This window comes from Stenotrophomonas sp. CCNWLW162 (assembly GCF_037203745.1).
In the GTDB taxonomy this organism is placed as follows: Bacteria; Pseudomonadota; Gammaproteobacteria; order Xanthomonadales; family Xanthomonadaceae; genus Stenotrophomonas; species Stenotrophomonas maltophilia_AQ.
The window spans coordinates 753,409-769,966 of sequence record NZ_JBBCBL010000001.1; the positions used below are offsets into that span (position 1 = coordinate 753,409).

16 protein-coding genes are annotated in these 16,558 nt (G+C 67.2%); 11 read left to right on the forward strand and 5 right to left on the reverse strand.

All coding sequences use genetic code 11. The features are described from left to right. Positions 1-70: 70 nt before the first annotated feature. From murD to V9K93_RS03525, 3 genes are all read right to left on the reverse strand, one after another. Positions 71-1,480, reverse strand: coding sequence for a UDP-N-acetylmuramoyl-L-alanine--D-glutamate ligase (murD, locus tag V9K93_RS03515; RefSeq protein WP_337302093.1), 1,410 nt, complete (start codon positions 1,478-1,480; stop codon positions 71-73). Next, positions 1,461-2,813: a UDP-N-acetyl-alpha-D-muramoyl-L-alanyl-L-glutamate epimerase gene (gene murL / locus V9K93_RS03520; RefSeq protein ID WP_046985686.1), complete on the reverse strand. Its 1,353-nt coding sequence runs from the start codon at positions 2,811-2,813 to the stop codon at positions 1,461-1,463. The genes murD and murL overlap by 20 nt, the downstream gene beginning before the upstream one ends. Positions 2,814-2,892: 79 nt before the next feature. Next, entirely contained in the window at positions 2,893-5,487 is a 2,595-nt protein-coding gene (locus V9K93_RS03525) for a bifunctional aspartate kinase/diaminopimelate decarboxylase (protein ID WP_046985685.1), read from the reverse strand. Positions 5,488-5,562: 75 nt separating this feature from the next. Here V9K93_RS03525 and V9K93_RS03530 point away from each other — a divergent pair, with 75 nt between their 5' ends. Then, positions 5,563-6,435: a PhzF family phenazine biosynthesis protein gene (locus V9K93_RS03530; RefSeq protein ID WP_136638381.1), complete on the forward strand. Its 873-nt coding sequence runs from the start codon at positions 5,563-5,565 to the stop codon at positions 6,433-6,435. A gap of 95 nt (positions 6,436-6,530) precedes the next feature. Further along, positions 6,531-7,409: a PhzF family phenazine biosynthesis protein gene (locus V9K93_RS03535; RefSeq protein ID WP_253079405.1), complete on the forward strand. Its 879-nt coding sequence runs from the start codon at positions 6,531-6,533 to the stop codon at positions 7,407-7,409. A gap of 46 nt (positions 7,410-7,455) precedes the next feature. Here V9K93_RS03535 and V9K93_RS03540 read toward each other — a convergent pair whose 3' ends face one another. Then, entirely contained in the window at positions 7,456-7,887 is a 432-nt protein-coding gene (locus tag V9K93_RS03540) for an OsmC family protein (RefSeq protein ID WP_014646276.1), read from the reverse strand. A 371-nt stretch (positions 7,888-8,258) separates the two neighbouring features. Between V9K93_RS03540 and V9K93_RS03545 the strand changes: the two genes are divergently transcribed. The 4 genes from V9K93_RS03545 to V9K93_RS03560 all read left to right on the forward strand — a co-directional run bounded on the left by V9K93_RS03545 (position 8,259) and on the right by V9K93_RS03560 (position 10,485). Next, the gene (locus V9K93_RS03545) at positions 8,259-8,657 is read left to right on the forward strand and encodes an HU family DNA-binding protein (RefSeq protein WP_012510328.1); all 399 of its coding nucleotides are present in this window, start codon (positions 8,259-8,261) and stop codon (positions 8,655-8,657) included. A gap of 253 nt (positions 8,658-8,910) precedes the next feature. Further along, positions 8,911-9,219, forward strand: a complete 309-nt coding sequence (locus tag V9K93_RS03550) for a DUF3861 family protein (RefSeq protein ID WP_046985682.1) — start codon at positions 8,911-8,913, stop codon at positions 9,217-9,219. A gap of 56 nt (positions 9,220-9,275) precedes the next feature. Further along, positions 9,276-9,806, forward strand: coding sequence for a hypothetical protein (locus V9K93_RS03555; RefSeq protein ID WP_046985681.1), 531 nt, complete (start codon positions 9,276-9,278; stop codon positions 9,804-9,806). An 82-nt stretch (positions 9,807-9,888) separates the two neighbouring features. Beyond that, positions 9,889-10,485 carry a YceB family lipoprotein gene (locus tag V9K93_RS03560; protein ID WP_046985680.1) on the forward strand — a complete coding sequence of 199 codons (597 nt, stop codon included), beginning with the start codon at positions 9,889-9,891 and terminating at the stop codon, positions 10,483-10,485. 84 nt (positions 10,486-10,569) lie between these two features. Here V9K93_RS03560 and V9K93_RS03565 read toward each other — a convergent pair whose 3' ends face one another. Then, positions 10,570-11,037 (reverse strand): SET domain-containing protein, encoded by a 468-nt coding sequence (locus V9K93_RS03565; RefSeq protein WP_010483549.1) that lies wholly within the window; start codon positions 11,035-11,037, stop codon positions 10,570-10,572. A 212-nt stretch (positions 11,038-11,249) separates the two neighbouring features. Between V9K93_RS03565 and V9K93_RS03570 the strand changes: the two genes are divergently transcribed. The 5 genes from V9K93_RS03570 to V9K93_RS03590 all read left to right on the forward strand — a co-directional run bounded on the left by V9K93_RS03570 (position 11,250) and on the right by V9K93_RS03590 (position 16,553). Further along, positions 11,250-11,705 carry an SUF system Fe-S cluster assembly regulator gene (locus tag V9K93_RS03570; protein ID WP_046985679.1) on the forward strand — a complete coding sequence of 152 codons (456 nt, stop codon included), beginning with the start codon at positions 11,250-11,252 and terminating at the stop codon, positions 11,703-11,705. Between the two features lie 20 nt (positions 11,706-11,725). Beyond that, entirely contained in the window at positions 11,726-13,201 is a 1,476-nt protein-coding gene (sufB, locus tag V9K93_RS03575) for a Fe-S cluster assembly protein SufB (RefSeq protein WP_046985678.1), read from the forward strand. Positions 13,202-13,273: 72 nt separating this feature from the next. Then, complete coding sequence (gene sufC / locus V9K93_RS03580; RefSeq protein ID WP_004147524.1) at positions 13,274-14,038, forward strand: Fe-S cluster assembly ATPase SufC; 765 nt, start codon at positions 13,274-13,276, stop codon at positions 14,036-14,038. After that, the gene (sufD, locus tag V9K93_RS03585) at positions 14,038-15,300 is read left to right on the forward strand and encodes a Fe-S cluster assembly protein SufD (RefSeq protein WP_046985677.1); all 1,263 of its coding nucleotides are present in this window, start codon (positions 14,038-14,040) and stop codon (positions 15,298-15,300) included. The genes sufC and sufD overlap by 1 nt, the downstream gene beginning before the upstream one ends. After that, positions 15,297-16,553 (forward strand): cysteine desulfurase, encoded by a 1,257-nt coding sequence (locus tag V9K93_RS03590; RefSeq protein ID WP_012510319.1) that lies wholly within the window; start codon positions 15,297-15,299, stop codon positions 16,551-16,553. Before sufD ends, V9K93_RS03590 begins: the two co-directional genes overlap by 4 nt. Positions 16,554-16,558: the final 5 nt, after the last annotated feature.

Below are 16,558 nucleotides of genomic sequence, written 5' to 3' on the forward strand. Positions count from 1 at the left end.
GGGATGCACAGGATCCCGCTGGGGTCAGAGCCCTTTCCTGCGGAAAGGGATCCGACCCCGGACCGGTGGCTCAAACGATGCCCAACCCCGGAATCGCGCTGTTGCTGTCCGGGTCGAAGCCGGCCAGCTCGGCGAAATGGCGACCACGAGCCACGTAATCGCGGTAGGCACCAAAGCTCGGCGCGCCCGGCGACAGCAGCACCACCCCGCCCTGCGTACCCAGCGCCGCGCGTGCCAGCGCCATCGCTTCGGGCAGGTCACCGGCCGCGTGCAGGCCGAAGCGGCCGGCATCGGCCAGCGGCTGCAGCATCGCGTGGATGCGCGGGCCGTTGCTACCCATGGTCACGATCTCCACCGGCGGCACGTCGTGGGCCATGTGCTGCATGAAATCGCTCCAGTCCAGGCCGCGATCATGTCCGCCCACCAGCAGCGCGATGCGCTGGCCGGCGAAGCACTCCAGCGCTGCCAGGCTGGCATGCGGCGTGGTGCTGATTGAATCGTTGACGTAGGTCAGGCCATCGGCCACGCCGATGCGTTGCAGGCGATTCGGCAACGGACGGAAGTCCTGCACCGCCGGCGCCAGCGCCACGGCATCCAGCCCCAGCGCTTCCAGAGCGGCCAGTACCGCGCACAGGTTGCCACGGTTGTGGCGGCCCGGCAGTGGCGTGTTGCGGGTGTCGAACACCGCCTGCTCACCGCGATGCACGATGTCACCGCGCATATGCCAACCCTGCGGCTGGTTGAACCAGACCACTTCGCTGTCAGGCAGAGACAGCGCGGCCAGATGCGGATCGGCGGCGTTGAGCACGGCGATGCGCGGTGCGGCTTCAGTCACCAGCCGCAGCTTGTCGTCGATGTAACGCTGCTCGCTGCCGTGCCAGTCCAGGTGTTCCGGGAACAGGTTCAGCACCAACGCCACCTGCGGGCGGGCGCCACTGCGGGCCACTTCGCCGGTCTGGTAACTGGACAGTTCCACCGCCCAGTACTCGGGCGCGGGTTTCGGGTCCAGCGCTTCCAGCAGCGGCAGGCCGATGTTGCCGACCAGGCCGGTGCGGTGGCCGGCGGCACGCAGCAGGTGCGCGACCAGCGCGGTGGTGGTGCTCTTGCCCTTGGTACCGGTCACGCACACGGTGTCGTGCACGATGCCATCAGCACCCGCATGCTCGGCAAACCACAGAGCAGTGCCACCGATGAAAGTGGTGCCCTGCGCGGCGGCGGCCAGCGCGATTTGCTGGTAAGGGCTGATGCCCGGCGACTTGATCACCACATCGAAGGCAGCCAGCGCCTCGGCCGACGGCTCACCACGGACGTCCAGCGCACCGTGTGTTTCCGCACGCGCTGCCTCGACTTCGGCAGCTGGACAGAACAGGCTCAGGCCAAGCCCGGGCAGGCGCGAACGCAGCACCGCAAACGCGGCGCGGCCCTCGCGGCCCCAGCCCCACAGCGCAACGCGCTTTCCTTCAAGCTTCGAAATCTTCACGTACCCGTTCCCACAGCGCAGCCGGAATACGGTGTTCGCCCTGCAGCTGCAACAGCGGTGCCAGTTCCAGTTCGGCGGCATCCAACTGCGGCTGGATCTCATTGCAGAAGCGCTTCACCAGCACGTCTTCCTTCCACTCGGCGCGCTGCGCCAGGGTTGCCATCGCTGCGCGCGACTCGCGGCCTTCGCCCACGCACTCGAACGGCTTGTGGTCCTGGAATTCCAGCAGTGCGTCGAAGCCGCCAGCCTGCTCGATGTCATCCAGCAGGTTGCGGCCGAAGATGCGTACCAGGCGCGTCTTGGGCATGAACGGGGCCAGTGCCAGGAACACGAAGTGGCACTTCGGGCAGACACCGCACCAGCGGTTCACCGGGCGCTCGCCGAGGATGTGGAAGTTGCGGTTGCAGCTGGAGAAGTGCGCGTCGTAGAAATCGGTCTTGGCGAACTGGCGCGCAACCGCCAACTCGGACATCGGCCGCAGCAGCGAGTAGTACTGCAGATCGGCGGCCAGCTGCTTCTGCACATGGCTGCCGAACGCCTGCTCGAACGCCCAGCCCTTGGACCACTGATGGTTGACTTCACCGGTGCCCGGAATCTGGCTGCCGTAGCTGGCCGAACGTTCGTTGGAGAACACCACCTGGTCCACGCCCTGCAGCAGCGCGGCCAGCACCATGATCGCCGAGTTCACCGCGGTAACCGGGATATGCCCGTTCCAGGCGCCCTGGCGGTTGAGCTCGAACAGTTCCGGCGCCAGCGCGCGGCCCAGGTTTAGCGTCGGCAGGCCAGTGCGCTCGGCACAGGCGCGGATCAGCTGCGAGCCACCGATCCAGGTCACCGTCTCGTCCACGCCGGCACGGCGCAGCGCTTCGATGCTGACCAGCGAATCCTTGCCGCCGCCAATTGCCACCAGCGCGTGCGGCTGCAGGCCCAGCACCGGTGCCTGCACCGCTTCGCCCTGTACCGGCAGGCGGAAGCGCCCGCGCAGGTTCAGGCCGTTGCGGTAGGCAAATTCGCCCAGGCCATTGAGGTAGACCGTCTCCACCAGCGCAGCGGTTTCGGCATCAATGTTGTAGCTGTCGATGCTGACCGTCTCCGGCACGCCCGCCTTGTAGTAGCTGACACCGGCAATCAGGTGCAGCAGCTGCAGCGCTCGCTGCACGGCGGCGGCACGCGCCTGGTCCAGTACGAACGGCGCGCCGGGAACGGTGATGGTTTCCACCATTTCCGGGCCGTCGTCGAAGGCGTAGACCAGCTTGGCCACGCCAGTGTCCGCGGCGAATTCGCAGCGGACGAAGCGGAAGCGGGAAACCTGGTGTTTATCGAAAGCAGTCATGGTGTATCCGGTCAGGCACCTGCCCGCGCGCAGGCGCGGGAGGTGTCGGTGGGCGGGTGCAGGGCGCGGAAGGCAGCGATCACTCGATCACGTCTTCGCGCGGCATCGCCCGCTGGTTGTAGGTGTTGGACATCACGTAGCCGTAGGCACCGGCATCGGCGATCAGCATCACATCGTCCGGCGCGGTTGACACCGGCAGCTTGCGGCGCTTGCCGAACACATCGCTGGATTCGCAGATCGGGCCGACCACATCAAACGCCGCTTCGGCATAACCGCCCTGGCGGCTGAGGTTCTCGATGTCATGCCAGGCGTCGTACAGCGCCGGGCGCATCAGGGTGTTCATGCCCGCATCCAGGCCGACCCGGCGCACGCCATCCTTCTCCACCACCTGGGTGGCATGGGTCAGCAGCACGCCCGATTCGGCCACCAGGAAGCGGCCCGGTTCGATCGCCAGACGGAACGCCGGATGCAGCGCCTTGACCTCGGCCAGACCCTCGGCCCAGGCCTCCAGGTCGAACGGCTCGTCTTCGTCGCTGTACGGAATCGGAAGGCCACCACCGATGTCGATGGTCTGTACGCTGCCGATGCGGCGGGCGAAACCGGCCAGCTCATCGCACATCAGGCGCCAGTGCTGCGCGGTTTCCACACCGCTGCCCAGGTGCGCATGCAGGCCGACCACGCGGGTGCCCAGTTCGGTAGCCGCGCGCACGAACTCGTCGACGCGGGCGATCGGCAGGCCGAACTTGGAATCCTTGCCACCGGTACGCACCTTGGCGTGGTGGCCCTCGCCACGACCCAGATCAACGCGCAGCCACAGCTCGCGGTTGCGGAACAGGTCCGGCCAGCGCTGCAGCGCCTCGACATTGTCGACGGTGACGGTCACGCCCAGCGCGAATGCCGCTTCGTATTCCTCGCGCGGGCAGAAGCTGGGGGTGAACAGCACGCGCTTGGGCGACAGTTCCGGCAGATGCTGGAACACGTGCTTCAGTTCGCCATGCGATACGCACTCCAGTCCAAAGCCCTCGGCTTCCAGCAGCTGCAGGATGGCCGGATGGCTGTTGGCCTTGATCGCGTAGTAGCGCTGGTCGATCGGCTTGATCGCCGCCAGCGCGCGGGCACGGGCACGTACGGTCGGCAGATGATAGACGTAGCGTGGCGTACCGGCATCGGCCAGCTGCAGCAGGTGCGCACGCTGGCCACGCCACCAAGGCGTACCACGCGGGCGCACCGTACCGGCAATCTCGCGCCAGCGCGGGCCGAACACTTCGGTCTCTTCCACCGGCATCGCGCCGCTGTCGATCAGTTCGGCGTGCAGGATCGGCAGCAGGCCATCGGCATCGGCTTCGTCGATGACGAAGGTCAGGTTCAGGTCGTTGGACGACTGCGAGATCATGTGCACGCGTTCGCGGCCGAAGGTCGCCCACACGTCCGACAGCTTGTGCAGCAGCGAGCGCATGCCGAGACCGACCAGGGTGATCGCTGCGCACGGCACGATCACCTTCACCTTGCAGATCTGCGACAGGTCGGCCGACAGCGCGGCCAGCACATCGGTGTTGACCAGGTTCTCGGAGGGATCCAGCGACACGGTGACATTGGTCTCGGCCGAGCCGATCAGGTCTACCGACAGGCCATGCTTCTTGAACAGATTGAACACGTCGGCCAGGAAGCCGACCTGCTGCCACATGCCGATGCCTTCCATCGACACCAGCACGATGCCGTTGCGACGGCTGATCGCCTTCACCCCCGGCACCGGCGCGGCATTGCCGTCGATGCTGGTGCCCGGCAGTTCCGGACGCTCGGTATCGAGGATCGCCATCGGCACGCCCGCATCGCGGCACGGCTTGATCGAACGCGGGTGCAGCACCTTGGCACCGGTGGTGGCGATTTCCTGCGCTTCGTAATAGTCCAGCCGGGTCAGCAGCCGCGCATCCGGAACGTCCTTGGGATTGGCGCTGAACATGCCCGGCACGTCGGTCCAGATCTCCACGCGGCTGGCGCCGAGCAGCGCACCGAAGTACGCCGCCGAGGTATCCGAACCACCACGACCGAGGATGGCGGTGCCGCCGTCGGCGTGGCGCGAGATGAAGCCCTGGGTAATCAGCAGCCGGGTCGGCTGCGCGCGGAAGCGCTGCGCCCAGGCTGCGTCCGCACGCCACTGGCAATTCACCGACAGGCGCTGCGACCAGTCGCTCTGGTTCGGCTGTGGCGGCAGTGCATCCAGCCACTGGCGGGCATCCATCCAGCCGAAATCCAGGCCGCTGGCACGCAGGTAGGCCGCACCCAGGCTGGACGACAACAACTCGCCCTGGCCCAGTACCTCGGCCTGCCAGTCCAGCGGACGAGCAGCGGCGCGCGGGTCATCGAGCAGGCCCTGCAGCACGGCCAGTCGTTCGGCCAGCACCTCGGCGCCCAGCTCCAGTTCCTGCAGGAAGCCCTGGTGGCGCTCGACCAGCGCGGCCACGCGATCACGGCTGTCCGGCGCGCCATCGGCAATCGCGGTCAGTTCGTTGGTGACCCCGGACAGCGCCGACACCACCACCAGCACGCGCGAGCCGGTCTCTTCCGCGCGTTTTTTCGCCAGCTTCCCGATCGTGTCCCAGCGGTGACGACGCGACACCGAGGTGCCGCCGAACTTCAGTACGATCCAACGATCGACAAGGGGGGAAGCTGACATGGATTGGCTATGTAGAATGTGGGGAAGCCGCCCTCGGGGGCGGAACCTTTGATTCTAAGCGCAATATCCCCGTAGATGGCCGTCCTCCGTTACCTCCAGCTCGATGTCTTCGCCCCCCGCCCCGGTACCGGCAACCCCCTGGGCGCCGTGCTGGACGCCGACGATCTCTCCGGCGAGCAGATGCAGGCTCTGGCGGCCTGGCTGAACCTGTCCGAGACGGTGTTCTTCCTGCGCCCCAGCGCGCCCGACGCCGACTACCACATCCGCATCTTCACCCCGACCCGTGAGCTGGCTTTCGCCGGCCACCCCAGTGTTGGCGCGGCCTGGACGGCGGTGACCTGCGGCCTGGCCCAACCGCGCGAGGGTGCGCTGGTACAGCAGTGCGCCGCAGGGTTGCTGCCGGTACGGGTGAGCGGCCCGGCTGAGGCGCTGCAGATCCAGCTGGCCAGTCCGCCGGCGCGGCAACGGGCGACGACAGCCGACGGGGTGCCCGAAACGCTGCTGGCCCTCGCCGCCAACGGGCATGCGCCGGAACTATGGGACAACGGCGCGCGCTGGTGGCTTCTGCCGCTGCGCGATGCCACCACCGTACGCAACCTGGTGCCGGACATGGCCGCCCTGCGTGACTGGAGCCTGGCCACCGACGCAACCGGCGTGGCCGTGTTCGCTGACGAAGCCGGTACTGACCATTCCCGCGTGGTGCGCGCGTTCTGCCCTGCGGATGCGGCCAGCGTGCCCGAGGATCCGGTGACCGGCAGCGCCAATGCCCTGATCGGCGCCTGGCTGCGGCAGCGCAACGCCCTGCCCGGCCGCGAGGGCTGCTACGAGGCCAGCCAGGGCCGCGAAGTCGGCCGCGATGGCCGCGTACAGGTAAAAGTCGATGCAGAGGGCACGGTCTGGATCGGCGGCCAGGTGCAGCCGGTCATCGACGGCAACATCCGCTGGTAGCGCCGGGCCATGCCCGGCGGCCTTGCCGCGCTGCGCACTCGCGGGGCATGGCCCCGCGCTACCGTATTCCCCTTCATTCCTGGAGTTTCAACCCGATGACCACCCGCCGTTTCCTGCAGCTGGATGTGTTCTCGCCGCGCCCCGGCGCGGGTAATCCGCTGGCCGTGGTACTCGATGCCGAAGGCCTGGACGACGCCAGCATGCAGGCCATCGCGCGCTGGACGCGCCTGCCGGAAACCACCTTCGTGTTCCCGCCGCAGGCCGCCGGCGCCAGCTATCGGCTGCGCATGTTCAGCCCGCAGAAGGAAGTACCGTTCGCCGGCCACCCCAGCGTCGGCACCGCGCACGCGGTACTGCAGGCAAACCTGGCCGCGCCGGTCGACGGCGTCCTTGTGCAGGACGGCATTGCCGGCGCGCTGCCGCTACGCGTCAGTGGCGAGGCTGCGCAGCAGCGCATCGCCATACGCACCCCGCGCGCGCAGCTGGCCGAGACCGCCGACGCCACCGATCCACGCCTGCAGGCAGTCCTGGAAGGCTGGCCGCTGGGCACGCTGCCGCCGGCACGCATGCAGGGCGGGCGCAGCTGGTGGGTGGTGCAGGTAGCCGATGAGGCCGCGTTGCGCGCGCTGCAGCCGGACTGGGATGCGGTGGCCGCACTGGCTGAGTCCACCGACAGCATGGGCGTGTTCGCCTATGCCTTCAGCGATGGCAGCGAGGGGTTCGACCTGGCGGTGCGCGCCTTCGTCGGCAACGGCCGTCGCTTCGAAGACGCCGCTTCCGGCGCCGCCAACGCCGTGCTCGCCGCATGGCTGGACCTGCGCGACGCCTTGCCCAAGGGCCGCGCACCGTTTGAAGTCAGCCAGGGTCGCGAAGTCGGTCACGATGCGCGCTTGACCCTTTTCGTCGATGAAGACGGGGAAGTCTGGTCCGGTGGGCAGGTTCAGACTGTGATCAGCGGCACCATTGATTGGTGATCCCGTACGGCGTGGTGGCGCCGGGCCATGCCCGGCGCTACCGACCTCAACCCAGCTCGGCTTCCAGGCTGATCGGCACCGCGCTCAGCGCCTTGGACACCGGGCAGTTCTGCTTGGCGTCATCGGCAATGGCACGGAACTGTGCCGCATCGATGCCGGGCACCACGGCCTTCACTTTCAGCCGGATCTGCGACAGCTGCGGGCCGCCTTCCAGTGACAGATCGACCTTGGCCTCGGTATCCAGCGAGGTCGGGGTGAAGCCGGCTTCGCCGAGCTTGGCCGACAGCGCCATGGTGAAACAGCCTGCATGTGCAGCAGCGATCAGCTCTTCCGGATTGGTGCCTTTTTCGTCGCCGAAACGGCTGTTGAAGCCATAGCGCGTCTTGTCCAGCAGGCCACTCTGCGGCGTGCTCAACTGTCCCTTGCCGGACTTCAGATCGCCTTCCCAGTGCGCGGTGGCGTGTCGCGAGATTCCCATGTGCTGCTCCTGCGTGGCGGTGGTGAACGTTTACCCTCGCACGGCATGCGTTAGCCCTGCGTCGCTCCGCTGCACGCCGGACGTCACCCTGGACGCAGGCACGTGGACACTTCCTCGCCATGAGAACGCGCATTTTTCCCTTGTTTTCAGTAATTTCGCGCATCCCCGTGCGACCGGGACGAGCATTGCCGGCCGCACCGCGGTACCCCCAGCCCCCACCACCGGCCATGTACTGAATCGGCCTGGATATGAAAAAACATGCACTTTCCGCACTCCAGGCTATTGGCGGCGCCCGAGAGTTGCCCTACATTGCGCTTGCCGACGGGGTTCGGCGCCGACCAAACAACCAACCGTTCACGGAACAGGAAACCATGGCAAAGACCGCTAAGAAGGCTGCCCCGAAGAAGGCAGTGAAGAAAGTCGCGACGAAGGCAGCCGCCAAGCCGGCCGCTCCGAAGCCGATCAAGGAAGTGCTGACCAAGTCCGGCCTGGTTGCACACATCGCTGAAGCCTCCGGCGTCATCGCCAAGGACGTCCGCGCTGTGCTGGCCTCGCTGGAAAGCGCTGTCGCCTCCTCGGTGCACAAGAAGGGCGCTGGCTCGTTCACCCTGCCGGGCCTGCTGAAGATCAGCACCGTCAATGTGCCGGCCAAGCCGAAGCGCAAGGGCATCAACCCGTTCACCAAGGAAGAACAGTGGTTCGCCGCCAAGCCGGCCACCACCAAGCTGAAGGTGCGTCCGCTGAAGAAGCTGAAGGACGCTGCGCTGTAAGCGCGCGCCCCAACGCGGATTCCGACGGGACGGCTCAGGCCGTCCCGTTTTTTTTGTCCGAACCGCAGGCCGCAACACAGCGTTGCCGCAGCCAGCGGATTGCCCGCACAGGCCCGCCGCCATTGGATGAGCGTGTTACCTGCCGGCACGGAACCTACCGGGTGGAACACTGCGTGCAGCGCCGGCCATCGCCGCCGGCCGTGGCCTTGCCTATCGTGGGCACATCCTCCACAGCTACGGCGAGCACACCCTCATGGCCAGCCCCTCCACCCGCTACCGGATCTCGGTGACCCCCATCGAAAAGGACGGGGTGCAGTGCACCGGGCGCTGCACCATCGAACTGGAGCACCGCGCCAGCCGCGACCTGATGCGCCTGCTGGAAGCTGCACCGCGCACCGCTGGGCTCAGCGGCGACGAGCGTGCGACAGTCGTGATCGCCACCCAGCTGCTGCGCGATATCGTGCAGCGCCATGCCGAAACCGAAGGCCACGCACTGGGCGCGATCGCCACGCAGGTGCTGCCGGCGCTGGATGCGCTGGAACAGCTGCCGTCCTCCCGCTGAGACCGGCGCAGTCGATACACTGCCCTCCTTCACGTCGCCCCGGGGAGGAGGCAGGCATGCGCAGGTTCCTGTTGTTGATCGCGCCGCTGGTGCTGTTCGGCTGTTCGCGGCCGGAGGCGCAACCGGATCCAACCAGCGCTCCTGCGCCGCCGCCGGCTCCGGCCGCTGCCAGTGCAGAGGGCGAAGCGCCCGCACTGCAAGCCACCGCGGTCGACCCGCTGTTTGCCGCCGTCGCGGCCGAAGCCGAGCTCCCGGCCGCAATGCTCAATCGCTATGTCATGGCACTGCTCAACCGGGACCGCAAAGGCGCCGATGCCGCCTGGACCTTCCCGCCCAGCGATGCACGACGCGCGGACGACGCCGCGTTGCGCCAGCTGGAGGACGTCCGCAGCCTGCGCCTGACGACCGGGTCGCCGATAGCCCGCGATGGCCACCAGCCACCACAGTTGCTGGAGATCCCGGTACAGATCCGTGCAGCGACCCCCCAGGGCACGTTCCGCTTCGGCGGCTGGTACCGGGTGCACCCCAGCAGCGATGGCCGCGCCTGGCAGATCCAGTCGGCGCAACTGCGGCCAACGCTGGACTGAACCGTTGCAGCGGCATGCACGCACGATTCAGCCGGCAAGGCTACTCTTTGATCCATCCATTCCGCATTCACCGGTCACCGCCATGCGCCTGCGTTCCCTGATGACCCGCCTTGCCGCCTCCACCGTACTGATCGCCGCGGCGATCGGCGCGCAGGCCGCCCCTTCCATTTCCGGCCGCGAACTGTCGGTCGGCGCCAGCGATGTGCAGCAGTACCTCGATGGCAGTTTCCCCCGTACCCAGGACGCCCTGGGTGGCCTGATCGCGCTGACCATGAGCCATCCGCAGCTGAGCCTGCCGGCCGGCGAACGACTGAACCTGGGCATGGATGTGGCACTGGCGACCGCTGGCGGCAACCCGGCCAAGCTCGGTACGGTGAAGCTCAGCAGCGGCCTGCGCTACGACGCACAGACCCAGGGCTTCCATCTGCAGCAGCCCAGCGTCGATGACTTCACTCCGGCCAACCAGGGCGGTCGCCTCGACTCGCGCACCCGCGGCCTGCTCAATGCCTGGCTGAGCGACTACGCCCAGCGCGAGCCAATCTACAAGCTGGACCCGGCCATGGCCGGCGTGCTCGGTGCACTGCAGGTGCAGTCGGCACAGGTGAAGAACGGCAAGCTGGTGGTCACCTTCAACCAGAACCTGGGCAACCTGGTACCGGCAGGCGTGCTCGGAAAATAAAACAAGGCAGCGCCGGGCCATGCCTGGCGGCTTCTGATTCTCCCGCGCACCGCGATCGCCGGGCATGGCCCGGCGCTACCGCAATCAGCGCTTGGGCTGCAGCATGGTGCCGGTGCACTTGGGCGAACCGCAGCGGCACTCCCAGATCTTCTTCAGCTTGGCCGTATGGCGCTCGGCCAGGGTGATGCCGTAGTTGTAGGTCAGCTCTTCGCCCGCCTTGATATCGCGCAGTGCCTCGATGAAGACCTTGTCGCCGCGGCTGTCGCCGTCCTCGTCTTCCTCGATCACCGCCTCGCAGTTCGGGTCGCAGCTGTGGTTGATCCAGCGCGCGTCGTTGCCCTTGTAGTTGGCATCGATCACCCAGTCGTCGTTGAGGGTGAACAGGAAGGTATGGCCACTTTCAACATCGCCGCTGTCATCGGCATCGACGTCGCCGTGGCTGCGCAGCAGGCCCTTGTACTGGATCACGCGCTCGCCCTGCTTGATCGGGGCCACGGAAAACACACCGTTGCCGTGGATGGCGGACTTGCGGGCTTGGATCTTCTTGGGCATCGGCAAGGGAGGTCTGCAGCGAAAGGAACGTTGATTCTCGCCCATTCCGGGTGATTGCGAAAATCATCCCGTTGGCTCAGCATTGGCGCCCTGGCAACGGCCCCGGTGAGTGCTCCCGGCCCGGCCCCCCGGCGCCAGCTGAATGCCCGGCTTGGATGGTGGCGAATAAAAGCGTACAATTTCAGTCCGCTTTAAGAACCGCTCGCATCCCCATGTTGCGCGTCACCAAACTCACCGATTACGCCACCGTGGTACTGACCGTACTCGCCGCCCGCCCGGGCGAGGTGCTCAGTGCCACCGAGCTGGCCGAATTCACTGGTCTGGAACCGCCGACCGTCAGCAAGGTACTCAAGCCGCTGGCCCAGGCCGGCCTGGTCGAGGGCCTGCGGGGCGTCCGTGGCGGCTACCGGCTGACCCGCGCGGCCGTCGAGATCTCGCTGTTCGAAGTGGTCGAAGCGATGGAAGGGCCGCTGGCCCTGACCGAATGCAGCCACGACCACCACCAGTGCGGCATGGCGCCCAAGTGCGGCGCGCGCAGCAGCTGGCGGCTGATCAACGACGTGGTCTCCGAGGCCCTGCGCGACGTCACCCTCGCCCAGATTCTCCCCCCTCTCCCCCTTGCCGATGACGAACAGCGCCGCACCATCGCTGTCGACGTCGTCTCCTGATCCGTAGGCAGCCCCCCCCCATGGCCACCGAAACCATCGAAAACGTCGCCCACGACGACACCCCCAACCGCGAGATCCACGAGCAGCTCGGCCGCAAGTATTCGGCCGGCTTCATCACGGACATCGAATCAGACTCCCTTCCCGCCGGCCTGGACGAGGACACCATCCGTGCCCTGTCGGCCAAGAAGGAAGAGCCGGAATGGATGACGCAGTGGCGCCTGGACGCCTACCGCCACTTCCTGACCATGCCGATGCCGAACTGGGCCAAGCTGCAGATCGCCCCGATCGATCTGCAGGCGCTCAGCTACTACTCCGCGCCGAAGGGCCCGAAGTACGCCTCGCTGGATGACGTGCCCAAGGAACTGCTCGACACCTACGACAAGCTGGGCGTGCCGCTGCACGAGCGCGCCAAGCTGGCCGGCGTGGCGGTGGACGCGGTGTTCGACTCGGTGTCCGTCGGCACCACCTTCCGCAAGGAACTGGCCGAGAAGGGCATCGTGTTCTGCTCGATGTCCGAAGCGATCAAGGAACATCCGGAGCTGGTCAAGCAGTACCTCGGCACCGTGGTGCCGGTCGGCGACAACTATTTCGCCGCGCTCAATTCGGCGGTGTTCTCCGATGGCAGCTTCGTGTTCATCCCCAAGGGCGTGCGTTGCCCGATGGAGCTGAGCACCTATTTCCGCATCAACGCCGGCCACACCGGCCAGTTCGAGCGCACGCTGATCATCTGCGAGGACAAAGCGTACGTGTCCTACCTGGAAGGCTGCACCGCGCCGATGCGCGACGAGAACCAGCTGCATGCGGCGGTGGTCGAGCTGGTCGCGCTGGAAGATGCGGAAATCAAGTACTCCACGGTGCAGAACTGGTACCCGGGCGACGAGAACGGCGTCGGCGGCATCTACAACTTCGTCACCAAGCGTGCCGAATGCCGCGGCGCACGCAGCAAGGTCACCTGGACCCAGGTCGAGACCGGCTCGGCGATCACCTGGAAGTACCCGTCCTGCGTGCTGCTGGGCGACGACTCCGTCGGTGAGTTCCACTCGGTGGCGCTGACCCACCACCGCCAGCAGGCCGACACCGGCACCAAGATGATCCACATCGGCAAGCGCACCAAGAGCAAGATCATCAGCAAGGGCATCAGCGCCGGCCGCGGACAGAACACCTACCGCGGCCTGGTCCGGGTCGACCGCAACGCAGATGGCGCGCGCAACTACACCCAGTGCGATTCACTGCTGATCGGCAAGCAGTGCGGTGCCCACACCTTCCCCTACATCGAGGTGAAGAACCCCGGCGCCACGGTCGAGCACGAGGCCACCACCTCCAAGATCTCCGACGACCAGCTGTTCTACTGCCGCGCTCGTGGCATCAGCCAGGAAGACGCGGTGTCGATGATCGTCGACGGCTTCTGCAAGCAGGTGTTCCGCGAGCTGCCGATGGAGTTCGCGGTGGAAGCCAAGAAGCTGCTGGAAGTCTCGCTGGAAGGCTCGGTGGGCTGACCGCCTGCCGCCCCTCGCACAACGCATTCTCTTTACCGGCGGGCCACGGCCCGCACCACGGAAACCCCCACCATGCTGAAGATCGAAAACCTCCACGCCCGCATCGGCGACAAGGAAATCCTCAAGGGCCTGTCGCTGGAAGTGAAGCCCGGCCAGGTGCACGCCATCATGGGCCCCAACGGCGCCGGCAAGTCCACCCTGGGCAATGTCCTGGCAGGCCGCGACGGCTATGACGTGACCGAAGGCAGCGTGCAGTTCGAAGGCACCGACCTGCTCGACCAGGATCCGGAAGCGCGCGCCGCCGCCGGCCTGTTCCTGGCGTTCCAGTACCCGGTGGAAATTCCGGGCGTGAACAACACCTACTTCCTGCGCGCGGCACTGAACGCCCAGCGCAAGGCACGCGGTGAGGAAGAACTCGATTCCATGCAGTTCCTCAAGCTGGTGCGCCAGAAGCTGGCCGTGCTGCACCTGAAGGACGAACTGCTGCACCGTGGCGTCAACGAAGGCTTCTCCGGTGGCGAGAAGAAGCGCAACGAGATCTTCCAGCTGGCCGTGCTGGAGCCGAAGCTGGCGATCCTGGACGAGACCGATTCGGGCCTGGACATCGACGCGCTGAAGAGCGTCGCCGACGGCGTCAACGCACTGCGCAGCGCCGACCGCTCGTTCCTGGTCATCACCCACTACCAGCGCCTGCTGGACTACATCAAGCCGGACGTGGTGCACGTGCTGGCCGACGGCCGCATCGTCAAGAGCGGCGGCCCGGAACTGGCGCTGGAGCTGGAAGCGCACGGCTATGACTTCCTGAAGGATCGCGTGGTGCGCGAGGCGGCGGTCTGATGAGCGCCCTGCTCGACTCGATGGCCCAGGCCTTCTGCGGCAGCGATGCGCGCCGCGAAGTGTTGGATGCGGCCCTGCGCGATGGCCTGCCGGCCGCCCGCAACGAAGCCTGGAAGTACACCTCGCTGCGCCAGCTGGAGCGCCGCGCGTTCGCCGCGGCACCGCTGCAGGGCCCGGCCCTGGACGTCGCGCTGCTGGAAGACATTCCGGCGCCGCGCCTGGTGTTCGTCAACGGTCGCCTGGATGCCACGCTGAGCGACGTGCAGGCGTTGCCGGCCGGCGTGCAGCTGCAGCCGCTGTCGGCCGCGCTGGCGGCCGGTGAGGATGCCGTTCGTTTCCTCGGCCGCCGTTACGAGCGCAGCGAAGAAATCTTCGCCCGGCTCAATGCCGCCCTGGCCGATGAAGGCGTGGTGCTGCGCGTGGACGAAGGCGTGCAGGTCGAAGCCCCCCTGCAGCTGGTGTTCGCCAGCGTGGCCGGCGACACCGACCTGGCCTGGCATCACCGTCACCTGATCGAACTGCGTGCCGGCGCACAGCTGGGCGTGGTCGAGCACCGCTTCAGCGTCGGCGATGCCGCCCATCTGGACAACACCGTGCTGCATGCCCACGTCGCCCGTGACGCAGTGCTCCAGCATGCCCGCGTACAGGCCGGCAGCGCGCGCCAGACCAGCTTCCTGCGCACCGATGCGGTGCTGGCCCGCGACGCGCAGTACCACCGCGTCGACCTGGAACTGGGTGCCGCGCTCAGCCGCCATGAACTGAACGTGCGCCTGGAAGGCGACAACGCCCACCTGACCGCCAATGGCGTGCTGCTCGGCAACGGCCGCCGCCACGTCGAGACCCGCCTGGGCATCGACCACATCGCGCGCGATACCAACTGCGAGCTGCTGTGGCGCGGTGTTGCGGCCAACCGCAGCCGCGTGGTGTTCCATGGCGGTATCCAGATCCGCGAAGGCGCCGACGGCACCGATGCGAACCTGTCCAACAAGAACCTGCTGCTGTCGCCCGACGCCGAGATCGACACCCAGCCGACTCTGGTGATCGACGCCGACGAAGTGAAGGCCGCACACGGTGCCACCGTCGGCCAGCTCGATGCCAATGCGCTGTTCTACCTGCGCACGCGCGGCCTGCCGCAGGCGCAGGCGCAGGCACTGCTGAGCGCCGCGTTCTGCCACGAGCCGCTGAAGGTGCTGCCCGAAGCGCTGCGCGCGCAGTTGGCACGCCGCCTGGACAAGGCGCTGGCCGAGGCAGGTGTGGCATGAACCTGTCCTCGCCGCGACCGATCGAAGAACGCACCGGCAGCCCCGACTGGGACCGCGTCCGCCTCGACTTCCCGCTGCTGATGCGCGAAGTGCACGGCAAGCCGCTGGTCTATTTCGACAATGCCAACACCGGCCAGAAGCCGGTGCAGGTGATCGGCGCGGTGGACGAGTTCTACCGCCGCTACAACGCCAACGTCAGCCGCGCAGTGCACGCACTGGGCAGCGAAGCCACCGATGCCTATGAAGGCGCACGCAACAAGCTGGCGCGCTTCCTCAACGTGCGCCCCAGCGACCTGGTGCTGTGCAGCGGCACCACCTTCGCCATCAACCTGGTGGCGTACTCGTGGGCACTGCCACGGCTGAAGGCCGGTGACGTGATCCTGATCACGCGCATGGAGCATCACGCCAACATCGTGCCGTGGCAGCTGGTTGCGCAGCGCACCGGCGCGACCATCCGCGTGGCCGAGATCACCCCCGATGGTGCGCTGGACCTGGACGCGCTGCGCGCGGCGATGACCCCCGAGGTCAAGCTGCTCGCCGTCACCCACGTGTCCAACGTGCTGGGTACGGTCAATCCGGTGCGCGAGATCTGCCGTGAAGCGCGCAAGCGCGGCATCATCACCGTGGTCGACGGCTCGCAGGCCGTGCCGCACCGCAAGGTCGACGTCGCCGCGATCGGCTGCGACTTCTACGCCATCACCGGCCACAAGATGTGCGGACCGACCGGTACCGGCGCACTGTGGGCCCGTCGCGAGCACCTGGACGCGATGCCGCCGTTCCTCGGCGGCGGTGAGATGATCAAGGAAGTCAGCTTCGACGGCACCGTGTTCAACGATGCCCCGCACAAGTTCGAAGCCGGCACCCCGAACATCGCCGGTTTCATCGGCCTGGGCGTGGCCGCCGACTACCTGCAGCAGCTTGGCCAGGAGAACGTGGAAGCGCGTGAAGCCGAACTGCTGGCGCATTTCACCGAAGAGCTGCGCCGCGTCGACGGCCTGCGCATCATCGGCGAAGCGCCGGAGAAGGCCGCCGTGGTCTCGTTCCTGATCGACGGCGCGCATGCGCATGACCTGGCGACCCTGCTCGACCTGGAAGGCGTGGCCGTGCGCTCGGGCCAGCACTGCGCGCACCCGCTGCTGCAGTACTTCGGCGTCGCCGCCACCTGCCGTGCCTCGCTGGCGTTCTACAACACGCACGCCGAGATCGAGCGGTTCATGACCGCGTTGACCAAGGTGCGCAAGCTGTTGGGGTGAGCCCG

Bases quoted from the DNA above. Each gene is read 5' to 3' on its own strand.
- murL (WP_046985686.1), bottom strand. From the start codon at position 2,813: ATGACTGCTTTCGATAAACACCAGGTTTCCCGCTTCCGCTTCGTCCGC.
- V9K93_RS03525 (WP_046985685.1), bottom strand. From the start codon at position 5,487: ATGTCAGCTTCCCCCCTTGTCGATCGTTGGATCGTACTGAAGTTCGGC.
- V9K93_RS03530 (WP_136638381.1), top strand. From the start codon at position 5,563: ATGGCCGTCCTCCGTTACCTCCAGCTCGATGTCTTCGCCCCCCGCCCC.
- V9K93_RS03535 (WP_253079405.1), top strand. From the start codon at position 6,531: ATGACCACCCGCCGTTTCCTGCAGCTGGATGTGTTCTCGCCGCGCCCC.
- V9K93_RS03540 (WP_014646276.1), bottom strand. From the start codon at position 7,887: ATGGGAATCTCGCGACACGCCACCGCGCACTGGGAAGGCGATCTGAAG.
- V9K93_RS03545 (WP_012510328.1), top strand. From the start codon at position 8,259: ATGGCAAAGACCGCTAAGAAGGCTGCCCCGAAGAAGGCAGTGAAGAAA.
- V9K93_RS03550 (WP_046985682.1), top strand. From the start codon at position 8,911: ATGGCCAGCCCCTCCACCCGCTACCGGATCTCGGTGACCCCCATCGAA.
- V9K93_RS03555 (WP_046985681.1), top strand. From the start codon at position 9,276: ATGCGCAGGTTCCTGTTGTTGATCGCGCCGCTGGTGCTGTTCGGCTGT.
- V9K93_RS03560 (WP_046985680.1), top strand. From the start codon at position 9,889: ATGCGCCTGCGTTCCCTGATGACCCGCCTTGCCGCCTCCACCGTACTG.
- V9K93_RS03565 (WP_010483549.1), bottom strand. From the start codon at position 11,037: ATGCCCAAGAAGATCCAAGCCCGCAAGTCCGCCATCCACGGCAACGGT.
- V9K93_RS03570 (WP_046985679.1), top strand. From the start codon at position 11,250: ATGTTGCGCGTCACCAAACTCACCGATTACGCCACCGTGGTACTGACC.
- sufB (WP_046985678.1), top strand. From the start codon at position 11,726: ATGGCCACCGAAACCATCGAAAACGTCGCCCACGACGACACCCCCAAC.
- sufC (WP_004147524.1), top strand. From the start codon at position 13,274: ATGCTGAAGATCGAAAACCTCCACGCCCGCATCGGCGACAAGGAAATC.
- sufD (WP_046985677.1), top strand. From the start codon at position 14,038: ATGAGCGCCCTGCTCGACTCGATGGCCCAGGCCTTCTGCGGCAGCGAT.
- V9K93_RS03590 (WP_012510319.1), top strand. From the start codon at position 15,297: ATGAACCTGTCCTCGCCGCGACCGATCGAAGAACGCACCGGCAGCCCC.